At 40.6% G+C, this 14,088-nt stretch carries 8 protein-coding genes; 5 read left to right on the top strand and 3 right to left on the bottom strand.

Annotated features, from left to right (window positions below):
- Positions 1-2 precede the first annotated feature (2 nt).
- Together ACXAG7_RS19485 and ACXAG7_RS19480 are read right to left on the bottom strand one after the other, a co-directional pair.
- On the bottom strand, positions 3-1,013 hold the full coding sequence (locus ACXAG7_RS19485) for a glycosylasparaginase (protein WP_476667855.1): 1,011 nt from the start codon (positions 1,011-1,013) through the stop codon (positions 3-5).
- Positions 1,014-1,030: 17 nt separating this feature from the next.
- Positions 1,031-3,967, bottom strand: a complete 2,937-nt coding sequence (locus tag ACXAG7_RS19480) for a GH92 family glycosyl hydrolase (protein WP_476667854.1) — start codon at positions 3,965-3,967, stop codon at positions 1,031-1,033.
- A 63-nt stretch (positions 3,968-4,030) separates the two neighbouring features.
- On the opposite strand from ACXAG7_RS19480, the gene ACXAG7_RS19475 reads away from it, so the two are divergent.
- From ACXAG7_RS19475 to ACXAG7_RS19455, 5 genes are all read left to right on the top strand, one after another.
- Positions 4,031-6,307 carry a beta-N-acetylhexosaminidase gene (locus tag ACXAG7_RS19475; protein WP_476667853.1) on the top strand — a complete coding sequence of 759 codons (2,277 nt, stop codon included), beginning with the start codon at positions 4,031-4,033 and terminating at the stop codon, positions 6,305-6,307.
- 2 nt (positions 6,308-6,309) lie between these two features.
- A complete protein-coding gene (locus ACXAG7_RS19470) occupies positions 6,310-7,008 on the top strand; it encodes a copper homeostasis protein CutC (RefSeq protein WP_408044175.1) in 699 nt (232 codons plus the stop codon).
- Positions 7,005-9,473 carry a beta-mannosidase gene (locus tag ACXAG7_RS19465; protein ID WP_476667852.1) on the top strand — a complete coding sequence of 823 codons (2,469 nt, stop codon included), beginning with the start codon at positions 7,005-7,007 and terminating at the stop codon, positions 9,471-9,473. Before ACXAG7_RS19470 ends, ACXAG7_RS19465 begins: the two co-directional genes overlap by 4 nt.
- A gap of 70 nt (positions 9,474-9,543) precedes the next feature.
- Positions 9,544-12,006 (top strand): TonB-dependent receptor, encoded by a 2,463-nt coding sequence (locus ACXAG7_RS19460; RefSeq protein WP_476667851.1) that lies wholly within the window; start codon positions 9,544-9,546, stop codon positions 12,004-12,006.
- Positions 12,007-12,725: 719 nt separating this feature from the next.
- Positions 12,726-12,881 (top strand): hypothetical protein, encoded by a 156-nt coding sequence (locus ACXAG7_RS19455; RefSeq protein WP_476667850.1) that lies wholly within the window; start codon positions 12,726-12,728, stop codon positions 12,879-12,881.
- Between the two features lie 313 nt (positions 12,882-13,194).
- Here ACXAG7_RS19455 and ACXAG7_RS19450 read toward each other — a convergent pair whose 3' ends face one another.
- Positions 13,195-13,809, bottom strand: a complete 615-nt coding sequence (locus ACXAG7_RS19450) for a hypothetical protein (RefSeq protein WP_476667849.1) — start codon at positions 13,807-13,809, stop codon at positions 13,195-13,197.
- Positions 13,810-14,088 lie beyond the last annotated feature (279 nt).

The following is a 14,088-nucleotide window of genomic DNA, read 5'->3' as shown; positions in this document are numbered from 1 at the left end:
AATTATGCTTTTCTATTGAGGATAAAGTCTGATTTTATATTTTTATTTTCGTTGTTTTTATAGCGATTATAACTGAACCATTCGTGAATCGCATAGGCTCCAGTTTCACCTTTTTTATTCACCGCTATATAGCCAACTTGAAAGTTCTTAAAATCCGAATTTGGCTTGTTAACGATACGGGCAATTGCTTCTTCACAGGCTTCCTGTGGCGATTTTCCCTGTCGCATCAATTCGACTATTAAGAAACTACCCACTGTTTTTAATACTTCTTCTCCCAATCCTGTCGCAGCAGCACCTCCAACTTCATTATCTACAAATAGACCTCCTCCAATAATTGGTGAATCTCCAACTCTTCCCGCCATTTTATAAGCTAAGCCACTGGTGGTACAAGCACCGGAAATATTTCCCTTTTTATCTATCGCCAACATTCCGATGGTATCGTGATTTTCTATATTGATAATGGGTTTGTATTTCGCTGTTTGTCTCCATTTTTCCCAAGCTTTTTTTGAGGCTTCAGTAAGCAAGTTTTCCTTTTGAAACCCCTGACTCAAAGCAAACTGCTCGGCACCTTCTCCAACCAACATGACATGAGGTGTATTTTCCATAACTTTTCGGGCCACAGAAATGACGTGCTTGATATTTTTTACACAGAGTACCGCTCCATAATCTCCTTCCGAATTCATAATACAAGCATCGAGGGTTACATTGCCATCTCGATCTGGCAGGCCTCCTATTCCTACTGATTGTCCTTTTTCATTAGCTTCTTCAATTTTACATCCAGCTTCAACAGCATCCAAAGCGCTTCCTCCCGCTTCTAATACTTCGGCAGCAGTAGACACTGCCAAAGGCGTATTCCAAGTGGCAATTACCAGAGGTTTAACAGAAGCTTCAGTATCGGTTGTCAATACCTCTTCTTTTTGTGAAGTAGGATTTGCACAAGCTACCAAATTACCTGTGGTTACCAGACCTAGTGTTGAAATAGATGCCTTTTGTAGAAATTTTCGTCGTTTCATATGTTTTTCTTAAGGGATTATTCTCTTATTTGAATTTCATCGATGAACAACCAAGACTTTCCTTGGTGTTTATACCCCAAATGCCACTGGGGAAGTGTTCCTAATTTTTTTGCGATCACCTTCACATACCTCACCGCTGCATTCGAAGGAGTAAAGTACACATTTTTAATGGATACTGCTTCATGGGGTTCTGCTGAATTTAAGGCTATGCCAGTATCCAAAGGTGTAAATGTCACCCCATCTTTCGATCCTAAACACGTGACTTCTGTTGGTAGGAAAATCCAACTTCGCTGATCTTCTAAAAAATTAATTGCCACCTGCTGTATATTTTTAGTGCTTCCTAAATCGACAATAGCTTCCATATCCGTATCAAAGTACCCTTGCCAGGTTCCTGTTCTAAAATCCTTAGCTCCCAAAACTCCATCTATCAAGGCATTTTCACCACCTGCATTGTATTGATTAGCATAGGCATTTTTAAGGCTAATACTGCGGTTCGGATCAATCTTATACAACGCAGTTTTAATGGCTGCACTTCGCCACCCATCTTTTTCTGCCACCACAGTGAGTATGGTATTCTCTAAAACCTCAAAAGGTTTTTCATATACCCTAAACTCCCCTTTTCCTAATCGGTAGCGCACTGTTGCTGTAGTATCTGCACAATTCAAAGTAATTTTAGTACTTCCTTTAAAAGCTACATCCCCATCTTCAATAAAGGGGGCAGGAACTATCAAATGTTCTTTAATGGCTGTAACGGGTTCTGTGCCTTCCGCTGTTCCCCATTCAGAAGGGGTAGTCCCCATAACAAATCGAAGTTCTCCTCCTTGAATAATTTCTTGATGTGTGAGATAGGAGCGTTGTAGTGCCTTTCCATTGAGAAACACCTGTTGGATGTATTTCGCAGCTTCGGAATACGGGGCTGCCACAATGCTAAACTTCTTACCACTTTCTAGATAAATTGTTGCTTTTTCTACCAAAGGTGCCCCGATAATATATTGATTAGTTCCGGGAGTCACCGGATAAAACCCTAGGCTACTAAATACATACCAAGCACTCATCTGTCCACAATCTTCATTACCTGAAATCCCATCTGGCGTATTGGTATATTGCTCTTGAAGTATTTGTCGCACACGCGCCTGCGTTTTGTGAGGTTTGTTGACAAAATTGTACAGGTAAGCCATGTGATGACTAGGCTCATTTCCGTGGGCGTATTGTCCGATAAGACCGGTAATATCTACCTGATGACGTCCAGAAGTCTGGTCTTCTGCGCTAAACAACTTATCTAAATTAGCTTCTAACTGACGCTTCCCTCCCATCAGCTGCATCATCCCACTCACATCTTGAGGCACGTAAAAACTGTATTGCCAAGCATTGGCTTCGGTATAATTAAAGTTTACTTCATAAGGATCAAAAGGAGCGAACCAGGTATTCCTAAATCGTCCTCGCATAAATTGCGATTTCGGATCGTATACATTTTTGTAATACTGAGCGCGTTGTAGGTAGGTTTGGTATTCACGATCCTCACCCATAGCTTTTGCCATTTGGGCTATGGTCCAGTCGTCATAAGCGTATTCCAACGTTTTGGAAACCGATTCAGACTCTTCTTCAACGGGTATATACCCAAATTTCTTATAGGATGCCAAGCCCAGTTTATCGCGTGTTGCCGAATGTAACATTGCTCTAAATGCCTTTTCCGTATCGTAGTTTTGAATTCCCTTAAGATAAGCATCGGCAATCACAGGAACGGCGTGATAGCCAATCATACAACCGGTGTAATTCCCCGACAAGTCCCAAATCGGCATAATTCCCCCTTCGTCATACTTTGCCAAAAAGGTATTGATAAAATCGTTGGTGCGCTCCTGTTCAATAAGTGTGTACAGCGGATGCGTTGCTCTGTAGGTATCCCACAATGAAAATACCGTATAATAGTCAAAACTCGTGGTTTTATGAATCTTTAAATCCATCCCTCGGTAGTTCCCATCGACATCTTGGTATAGATTTGGCGCCAGCATACTGTGATACATCGCCGTGTAAAAATTGGTAAGCACAGTAGCATCCGGATGGTTGATAACGATTTTCTTCAATTGTCGTTCCCATGCTTCCTGAGTTTCTTCCTTGACAGTTTGGAATGATTTGTTGGCGAGTTCCGTCTTTAAGTTTAAGGCCGCTCCTGCTTCGTTTACTGCAGATATTCCTACGCGAACTTCCATGCTCGTCCCTTCATCAGCCTCGAACTCAAAAGCCGCCTTTACCTCCTTTCCTGAGGTTTTACTTTTGTAGTATGTCACCTTTTTGTACGGTCTGGAAAACTCAACAGCAAAAAATAACTGCTGCTGCTCAGCCCATGCTTTGGAATGTCTATGTCCTTGAATTTGCGTTTTAGAAAGCGTTTCTATGGCTGCACTGAGTACCTCATCACGATGCTCAAGATCTACAATTATTATTTGCTTGCTCCCCTTAGGAAAATCATAACGATGTATTCCCGAGCGTTCTTTTACCGTTAGTGCTGCTCGTATATCCGTATCTTTTAAATGTACTTCATAATATCCTGGTGTCGCAATCTCATCGTCGTGACTAAAGGCTGACTTATACCCTGGTTTCCCGTCAGCTCCATTGTTAAACAGCACAGCATTTGTGGGCATCAACAACAGATCTCCATAATCAGAAACACCTGTTCCGCTGAGATGGGTATGGCTAAACCCAAAGATCTCGCGATCTGAATAATGATAGCCAGAACAGCCGTCCCAACCATCAAGTCGCGTATCTGGTGACAATTGCATCATTCCAAAAGGTGCTACTGCCCCTGGATAGGTATGCCCATGCCCTCCGGTACCAATAAATGGATTTACATATTCAATTAACGGGCTGGATGTAGTGGCTGGGTCAAGGGATTTTGAATTACACGAATAGAGTGAAACCAATAGGACTATCGGTATAATTTTCAAATATTTAATCATAGTAATATACGCTATAGAAATTTGTCTAAATTAGCAAGATACATGTTAATCAACAATTAAAAAATGAAGCATTTTCGACTAACAACATCATTTTTACTACTAACGACATTCATTACCCTATTAACATCATGTTTTCGGGGAGTTCCGAAACCACTACCCATAGCCATTATTCCCCAACCCCAATCAATTCAGCGAAGTACGGGAGTGTTCACCTTACATAAAACACTCCGAATTGACAGTTCCGAACCACTGCAGGAGGTTGCTGAATTTGCAAAAAAATCACTTGCTACTACAGGGATCAGCATCAGCTCCAAATCAACGGCACCAGCTGTGATTTTTGTACACGATACTACCCTCGTAAACGAGGAAGGCTATCGGTTACAAGTTTCCCAAAACAGCATTCATATTAGTGCAAAAGATGCCAAGGGAGCTTTTTACGGATTGCAAAGCTTAGTACAACTTTTACCTACTAACATTCCAAAAGATCCCATACATATTCCCTGCATGACCATCGATGATTATCCGCGCTTTTCCTATCGAGGCATGCATCTGGATGTGGGACGTCATTTTTTTCCTGTATCATTTATCAAACAATACATTGACATGTTAGCGCAGTTAAAAATGAATACTTTTCACTGGCATCTTACCGAAGATCAGGGCTGGAGAATCGAAATAAAAAAATACCCCAAACTTCAAAGCATTGCTTCACAGCGAAAAGAAACCCTCATCGGACATTACACCGATCAACCGCCACAATACGACCATACACCTTACGGAGGTTACTATACTCAAGAGGAAATCAAAGAAGTTGTTGCCTATGCTCAAGAACGCCAAGTAACCATCATCCCTGAAATTGAAATGCCAGGACACTCACAAGCAGCAATCGCTGCCTATCCAGAATTAGGATGTACAGGAAATCCTGTTTCCGTAGCTACCACCTGGGGAGTTTTTGATGACATTTATTGTCCCAAAGAACAAACATTTGAGTTTTTAGAAGCTGTAATTGACGAGATCATCACGCTTTTTCCGGGTCCCTATATTCACATTGGAGGTGATGAAGCGCCAAAAACACGCTGGAAAAACTGCGCACATTGCCAAGAGCTTATCCAAAGAGAACAGTTAAAAGACGAACAGGGTTTACAGAGCTACTTTATTCGAAGAATGGAACGTTACATCAATAGCAAAGGAAAAAAGATTATTGGATGGGATGAAATTTTAGAAGGTGGACTCGCTCCTAATGCCACTGTTATGTCGTGGCGTGGAACCGCGGGGGCTGTGACTGCCGCCAAAGAAGGACATCATGTGATTTTGACGCCTACCTCTCATTGCTATTTTGATTACTACCAATCGCAAAACGAAACAGAACCTTTAGCCATTGGCGGGTATTTACCCTTAAAAAAAGTGTATGACTTTGAGCCCATTCCGGAAGCAATGACCGCTAAAGAAGCGTCCTATGTACTCGGAGCACAAGGCAATGTATGGACCGAATACATGAAAACTACGGACCAAGTAAACTACATGGTATTTCCGCGTGCACTTGCTTTAAGTGAAGTACTCTGGAGTGATAAAAAAATAAAGGATTACACTAATTTTATTCATCGATTGCAAAACTTCTTACCGAGGCTCGATAAAAAGGGCATTCGCTATGCCAATCATTTATACGAGATTAAGGGACGTAGTTTTTATCAGAACGACTCCGTGTACTTCGAACTAAAAACTACGCTTCCCAACAGTCGCATTCGATACACTGTTGACGGCAGCACACCAACGAAAAATTCAGCGAGCTACCTGGCACCTTTTTACCTAACCAAAAGCTGTACCATCAAAGCAGCGGTATTTGAGGAGGATCTTATGCTTGGTGAGCTGTATACAACTCACTTTAAAAAACACCTGGCTGTTGAACAACAACTACAAATTAGTCCTGCCCCCCACCCTAATTTTGATTCCGGAGGCTCCCAAGCTCTTATCAACGGTATTGTAGGACATCACAAACGATTTAACGACCCGGAATGGCTCGGATTTAACAGTGATTCCGTACGACTTACACTAAAATTAAACCATTCGCAAAAAATGAATACACTCAGGGTTCGGTTCCACAATGGAAAAACTAGTTGGATCTACGCTCCTAAAGACATTCGAATACAGTCGAAGACAGGATTCCAACGCGTTCAAAATATTCCAGAAAGCAAACGTCCATTTGTTGAAACTGCTGTTGAATTGAACGGATTGGTCGCAGACGAATTGTATTTGACCATCTACAATTACGGAAAAATCCCTGATGGTAGGCCTGGTGCAGGTCATAACGCTTGGTTATTTATTAACGAACTCATACTCGAATAACGATGCTTTTAGAAATATGTGCTAATTCCATACAATCGGCTCTCAATGCAGATGCAGCCGGTGCCGATAGAATAGAACTCTGCAGTGAATTGTCTGTGGGCGGCATTACTCCAAGTCTCGGCCTTGTTGAAAATGTAATTAGGTCTGTAGCCATTCCGGTTTTTGTGTTGGTACGACCTCGAAGTGGTGATTTTTGTTATTCACCAGAAGAGTTTGAAATCATGAAACGCGATATCGACTTGTTTAAAGGAGCCGGCTGTAGTGGTATCGTCAGTGGTGTCCTGCAAGAAAATCATCGCATTGATGTGGCCAGAACTCAAGAGCTAATTAGCCTCAGTGCCCCACTTCCATTCACCTTCCACCGTGCCTTTGATTGCGTGCCCAATCCGATGACAGCCCTAGAACAACTTATAGGCTTGGGGGTACATAGAATTCTGAGCTCCGGGAGTGCCGCTACTGCAGAAGAAGGCATGGAGGTACTGCGAAGACTACAAGAACGAGCCATCACAAACCTCATCATCATGCCGGGAGGAGGTATTAATCCTCATAACGCCGGAAAATTTAAAACCGCTGGCTTTCGTGAAATTCACAGTTCCGCTTCTGCCCTGATTTCTAATCAACCTTTAAAATTTGACTTTGGCCCTCTGCAAACTCGTTCTGATATTCAAACCATCAAAGCACTAAAAAAAACGCTACAATGAAACTACTAATTAGCCTGCTCTTAAGTATGGGCATCCTTGCGAGTTGCCAACACCGAGTAGATACCCCGATACATACACAACTTTCTCAAAACTGGGAGGTCTCTTCAGATAGCATCAAAGCGCTGCGTGCCACGGTTCCCGGAACGGTATATACCGATTTGCTCACAGCAGCCCTAATACCAGACCCCTTTGTTTTAACAAATGAGGCTAAAGTACAGTGGGTGGCCGAGCAAACTTGGACCTATCGTACAACTTTCGAACTAACAAAAGCTGTACGCTCTAGAAAACATCACCTGCTCAATTTTGAAGGTATCGACACCTATGCTGATATTTACCTAAACGAACAATACATCGGTACTACCAACAACGCCTTCACCTCCTATGTTTACGAGGTAGACAGCCTATTAAAAGCAAGCAATACGCTGCGTATTGTAGTCCATCCAATTCAACTTCAAGAAACAAAAGCAAAAGCGCTCTTATCATACCAACTACCGGAAAGCCCCAGAGTTTTCACCAGAAAAGCGCAGTTTCAATACGGTTGGGATTGGGGTCCTAAACTTCAAGCTGTCGGTATATGGAAGCCTGTATCTTTACAATCATGGAATGATGTACTTCTCCGCGATTGCTACCTCCAACAAGAGGCACTACAAAACCACCTTGCACAACTCAAAGCACATCTGGAATTCACTTCTGATAGCGCCAAAACCCTACTGATAAAAACCTCCATCGCAGGAGTAAAAGCAGAACACACCCTCGAAATAATACCTGGCACCCATACTTATACTTTACCACTAAAAATCAAAAACCCTGTGCTCTGGTATCCCCATACCATGGGAACTCCCCATCGATACCGCATTCATTTTGATATCTTTGACGAGCAGGTCCTAACACAATCATTCGAAAAAAAAATAGGATTGAGAACCCTTCAATTACACACGCCAAAAGACAGCCTCGGCGAACAATTTTACTTTTCGGTCAACGGTAAACCCATATACGCCAAAGGCGCCAACTACATACCTCAGCACAGCTTTCAAAACAACGTAAGCCCAAAACACTATGAAAAATTGCTCCAAGCTGCCGTTGAAGCCAATATGAACATGCTACGAGTTTGGGGAGGTGGTATTTATGAGGCGGATGCATTTTACGATTTATGTGATGAAAAAGGCATCTTGGTTTGGCAAGACTTTATGTTTGCTTGTGCCATGTATCCGGGAGATAAGGCTTTCTTAAAAAATGTACAGCGAGAGGCAGAACAGCAAGTGAAACGTTTGCGAAACTACGCTTCTATAGCACTGTGGTGTGGTAATAACGAAAACTCAGAAGGGTGGCATCGTTGGGGTTGGCAAGATGGACGCAGTGCCGATGAAAAAAAAGCTATTTGGACTTCCTACCAACAGGTATTTGACAGTCTCCTACCTAAAACTGTTGCTCGATTGCATCCGGGAACTTCTTATTGGGAGAGTTCTCCAAAATACGGACGTGGAAATCCTAAATACGAATTCGAAGGTGATGCTCATGACTGGTGGGTATGGCATGATGCCGCCCCCTTTGAGCATTTTGAAAAACGCATACCCAGGTTTATGAGCGAATTTGGATTTCAATCCTACCCCAGTCCTGCCGTTATAAACTACATCAATCAAGATACGATACTACGCCTAAAGGGTCCAGCCATTCGGAGTCATCAAAAACACCAACGCGGTTTTCAATTACTATCGGAATACCGTCAACGAGATTTTCCCTATCCCAAATCGGCTATCGACACGCTCTATTTAAGTCAGTTGGTACAAGCACGTGGAATTGCTATCGGAATCGAAGCACACCGGAGAGCAAAGCCCTACAATATGGGAAGTCTTTACTGGCAGCTCAATGATTGCTGGCCTGCCATCTCTTGGTCGAGTATTGATTATTTTGGTCATTGGAAGGCCTTACATTATCAAGCTAAACGCTCGTTTGCAAATATTCTAATCTCCGGTCAACACGTGAAAAACACCTACCGCATTTACATAGTAAATGACAGTGCTGAACAACTGGAAGACGAGCTAACAATAGAAATTTTAGATTTTGATGGACATCAAAAAGCGAGCTATCAACAACGTGTTCGCATTCCTCCAAATTCGAGTACGCATTGTTTTACAGTAGCGCTCGATACATTTGATCACCGTCGACAATTTATTAAGAGTTCTTTCGGAACACTCCGACGCAATCACTATCTGAATACGCCCAAAAACCTTCAATTGTCAAAAGTAAAAATCGAAAAGCAACTATCGAAAACAGCTACGGGATGGCAAGTTGAACTCAAGAGTTCTAGCCTTGCTAAAGCGGTCTACTTATACACAAACACTGAAGGTCATTTCAGTGATAACTTCTTCGACCTTACCCCTGGGGTATCCAAAATAATTCAATTCAAATGTTCAGAAAACACTACTCCAAACATTCGTATAAAAACACTGAACGAGTTACTTTAACAAAGCTTTAACGAAACAGCATTAAACCTTTTAAACTTTGTTACGTCCAAGCAATCTATAATACAAGTTCATGAATAATACTACACTCCTAAAATTCGTACTACTACTCTTTATAAGTACTACGGCCATAGCTCAAAAACCCTCAGGATATGGAAAACCTCCAATGGTCAGCCTATCAGGAACCATACTGGAGCAAAACTCAAAACAACCCTTGGAATATGCAACGGTTGTTTTAACGCATTTAAAAAATAAAAAAGTAACTGGCGGAGTTACCGATATAAAAGGGAACTTCAACATACGCGTACCCAAGGGGTCCTATGCAGTGAAAATCGAATTTATCGGATTTAAAACCAAGGCACTCCCCAATCAAAATCTAACAAAAAATGCTAATCTCGGTACGCTTTTACTCAGTGAAGATGCAGAAACCCTCGAAGAAGTAGAGATTATTGCTGAAAAGTCAACCGTAGAAATACGTTTGGATAAAAAAATCTACAATGTAGGTAAGGACATGACCATCAAAGGAGGAAATGCCAGTGATGTGCTCGATAATGTTCCTTCGGTAAATGTTGAAGCTGACGGTGCTGTAAGCCTTCGCGGAAACGAAAATGTACGTATCCTTATCGACGGAAAACCTTCCGCCTTGGTAGGTCTAAGCGGTGCCGATGCGCTTCGAAACCTTCCTGCAGACGCCATCGAAAAAGTAGAGGTGATTACCTCGCCTTCGGCGCGTTACGATGCAGAAGGAACCGCAGGAATACTAAACATTATCTTGCGAAAAGGAAAAATTACAGGTTTCAACGGATCTCTGAATCTCACTGCAGGGACTCCCGATTTATTAAGTATTGCTCCCAACCTCAACTACAGGACTAAGAAATTTAACCTCTTTTCTAACTTAGGATACTCGTACCGTAAAGGTCCGGGGAACTCCCAAAGTTTCTTTACTAATTATAAAGATGGAGTCATTACAGGCTATCGCGATGAAAACAGAAAATTCGATAGAAAGAACAACAATTTTAATGGATCACTCGGGCTCGAGTACTTTATTGATAAAAACAGTTCTATTACAGGAAGTTTTTTCTATAGAAAATCAAAAGGTGACGATGTTGCTACCAACCTAACTACCGTTTTTGATGCCAATCGTATCACGCAATCTACTGAAAATCGAATAGAAACAGAAGACCAAGACAATGTCAACAAGCAGTTTTCATTAAACTATACAAATAATTTTGATGGCAACGGTGAAAAATTGGTTGTCGATCTTCAATACGGCGACAGCGAAGAAGTAGAATTGGCCCCTATCCGCGTCAATGGGAATTTAAGCGAGCAAAATTCACAGATAACGAATTCTAAAGATCGTTTGTTACAAATTGACTACGTGCTCCCTATAGGCGAGGACAGTCAACTAGAACTCGGACACAAGGCTACTTTGCAAGATTTGTATTCTGACTTTCAGGTTCGCGATGCCAGTGGTAATCCATTTACCTATGATCCTTCCAATGCCATCGATTTTAAACAAAATATTTATGCTTTCTACGCTCAATACGGTAGTAAAGTTGACAAGTTTTCATACCTCCTTGGATTGAGAACTGAAATTACAGATATCGACCTAACGGTACTGACTACCAACCAGAAGTCTGACAAAAACTACACTGAGTGGTTTCCAACCATCAACTTAGGATATGAACTTAATGATACAGACAACCTTACCTTAGGCTATAGTAGAAGACTACGAAGACCTCGCTATTGGTTCCTGAATCCTTTTGAATCGCGTAGTTCCAGTACTAATGTGTTTAGAGGAAACCCTGATATTAACCCGATGTTTACCAGTTCGTTTGACTTCGGATACACTACTAAGATCAGTAAATTAACGCTTAACACCTCTTTGTACTATCAATACTCAACCGATATCATGCAACGTGTATCGGTCATTGAAGACAGAAATGGCACCAATGTATTTATAAGTCAACCTGTAAATTTAAGTGATGAAAATCGCTATGGTTTTGAGCTTACCACCAATTATTCACCAGCAAAATGGGCACGTTTATCGGCGACCTTTAACTATTTTAAATTTAAAACCGACGCTTTTAACTACACCTATACGGCTGCTAATGGAAGTCAGGTGGTTACTCCTTTACCCGAAGTTAACAACAGCAGTTGGTTTACGCGTTTTAACGCACGAATTACGCTTCCGGCAAAAATTCAATGGCAAACTCGTTTGATGTACCGCGGTCCACAAGAAAGTGCACAAACCGACAGAAAATCAATGTTTGCAGCTAATATTTCACTTAGTAAAGATTTGTTTAATGACAAAGCTTCACTGGTATTGAACGTTCGCGATTTATTCAATTCTCGAAGAAGAGAAACTGTTACCTATAACGGCGACCGAAGCAACCCTACGGCTATTGTAGACGGAGCCTTTCAATGGCGTGAACGTCAAATATCACTGAGTTTCACCTATCGCTTTAATCAAAAGAAAAAGCGTCAACGTCCCGGAGGAAGTTACGATGGTGGCGGAGAAGAATTCGGCGGCTAGTAGGGTAAATACCCTAAAAGCTGTTTTATACACGTAATACATCTTATAAAAAAGAATTACAAAAGAGTACTTAATTTGTTTGTATAAACCTCTCTGTTTTCAGAGGGGTTTATTTTTTTATTACCAACACTTTACAAATAATCGAGCGTCCCTTACAGGTAGTCGAAGCTTATCTTCTAGTTAACGAAACATTGACTGAAATAGTTCAAAGCAGTTGTACTTTTGAAGTGTAAACAAGAACAAAAAATAAAAAATATATAATTCGTTAGCAGTTTAGTTTGTTTTTCCCAAGATCCAAAAAAGTACCTTCCGAGAGGTACTTTTTTATTTCTATCAACTATTTTCTAAACTGATTTAATCAAGGTCTCTCCTCAAAATTTATTAGTGATACTGTCACATTTCCCTTTTTAAAACACCGAATATCTCAAAACGAAGGTTTGCACCCTTGTCTATCGCACTCTTTAATGATTCGGTTAAATTCTTGCTGCCACAAGTGTCGTTGCATATACTTGTTTACATTTATTCTGATTATGAAACAAAGAATCTAAAAAAGAATCTTACATCGATGAAAACACTAGCTAATACAGTGTCAACTAAAATAAATACTAACGAAAGAAGTCGATTTCATAAGTATGGAAACTCCTTACTTTAAGTATCGATAATTACTGCTTTGTTTATATCGTTAATGGTACCTTGTTGAAAATTAAAAATTATATATTATGTTAAAGAACATTTCCACATTGGGTTCGCCCTTGAACAAGTCAGAACAACAACGTATTCAAGGAGGCGACAAAGGTTGTAAAGGTTGCTATGATGCTAATGGTATTTGTATTCCATCCGAACACATGATCATTCCTGTAGACACCTGTTGGTAAATCATAGTATGTTAAAGCGAACTTCGGTTCGCTTTTTCTTTATTTTCTTTTCTCTTTAAACACCTTTCCATACTTTCTTAAGCAACAGCCGCTCAGGATACTGAACGTACTAGTACTACCGATAAACGTCAACTTTATGCCGCTTATCGAAACTCACTCCTCGAACACCTTTTTCTCTCGTACTTTTGAAGTGTACTTATGATTTTCAACACATTAAAATATATAGTTCGTTAGCAGTTTGTTTATTTTTCCCTAAAACAAAAAAGTATCTCTTTGAGATACTTTTTTTATTGATGCTATTTTACTGTTGGACTTAAATCCCATAATATCGCTCCTTTTGAATGGCTCTTAAAGGACGGAAAGACTTTACCATGGATAGCATCAATCCCATTTGTCTTTTAATATCTTCAGTTTGTGAAGCACTAAGGGTACACCTATAATAGGTATCACCTTCACCCCCATCTATTAGTATATAAATTTGCTCGACTTCACCATATACCCCAGTATCGGATTTTAAGTGAAGATAATAAGCCGGTTTCGAAAATAATGTTGTTTTTCCCTGCCCTACAAGCTTTAAGTATTTAGAAGTCTTTTCAAATTCTGCCAGTTGATTTTCTATAACTCCTTTAAATGTTTTATAAGTTTCTGGGTATCGTAACACTTGTATGTACAAAACATCAAAAACTCCTTGCGCATTCACAGGTGACGTTATATAATAGTTGGCCAACGTCTCCTGTCTTAAATTATCTTCAATACGTTGATTCCACCCTATCGGAATACCCATGGAAAATTTTCCATTAGAAAGTTTCGTCGCTATCAATTTAGTGGAAACGTCATAACTTGCATAGTCATCAAAATTAGGTTGTTTTTCTGAACAAGCAAGGCATGCGAAACACAACAATAGCAACTTAAATAGTTTCTTTTTCATATTTCTAAAGTTTTAGCGGCTTTTTGCGTAAAGATAGCATTTAATTTCGCTGACAACGCCTATTAGAAACCTACTATACACCTCAACCTTATCCTTCTACCTTTCAACAATAGATACGTGCGCACTGACGATTCCTACATAGCAACACCAAGAGTCTCTCCTATCTTTGAAGTATCAATTCGATACAACAAAAAAAATATATAGATAGATTGGTTTAATGATTGGTTAGTTAGTTGAAAAGCATCCGCGGGGGGATGCTTTTTTGTTACCTCAATTTTC

This window comes from Tenacibaculum sp. AWR4_210 (assembly GCF_056160945.1).
The sequence above is the reverse complement of the archived record's forward strand: the minus strand, read 5'-3'. Positions and strand labels throughout refer to the sequence as shown.

Excerpts from the sequence above, each read along its gene's own strand:
- ACXAG7_RS19485 (WP_476667855.1), bottom strand. The coding sequence starts at position 1,013 with ATGAAACGACGAAAATTTCTACAAAAGGCATCTATTTCAACACTAGGT.
- ACXAG7_RS19480 (WP_476667854.1), bottom strand. The coding sequence starts at position 3,967 with ATGATTAAATATTTGAAAATTATACCGATAGTCCTATTGGTTTCACTC.
- ACXAG7_RS19475 (WP_476667853.1), top strand. The coding sequence starts at position 4,031 with ATGAAGCATTTTCGACTAACAACATCATTTTTACTACTAACGACATTC.
- ACXAG7_RS19470 (WP_408044175.1), top strand. The coding sequence starts at position 6,310 with ATGCTTTTAGAAATATGTGCTAATTCCATACAATCGGCTCTCAATGCA.
- ACXAG7_RS19465 (WP_476667852.1), top strand. The coding sequence starts at position 7,005 with ATGAAACTACTAATTAGCCTGCTCTTAAGTATGGGCATCCTTGCGAGT.
- ACXAG7_RS19460 (WP_476667851.1), top strand. The coding sequence starts at position 9,544 with ATGAATAATACTACACTCCTAAAATTCGTACTACTACTCTTTATAAGT.
- ACXAG7_RS19455 (WP_476667850.1), top strand. The coding sequence starts at position 12,726 with ATGTTAAAGAACATTTCCACATTGGGTTCGCCCTTGAACAAGTCAGAA.
- ACXAG7_RS19450 (WP_476667849.1), bottom strand. The coding sequence starts at position 13,809 with ATGAAAAAGAAACTATTTAAGTTGCTATTGTTGTGTTTCGCATGCCTT.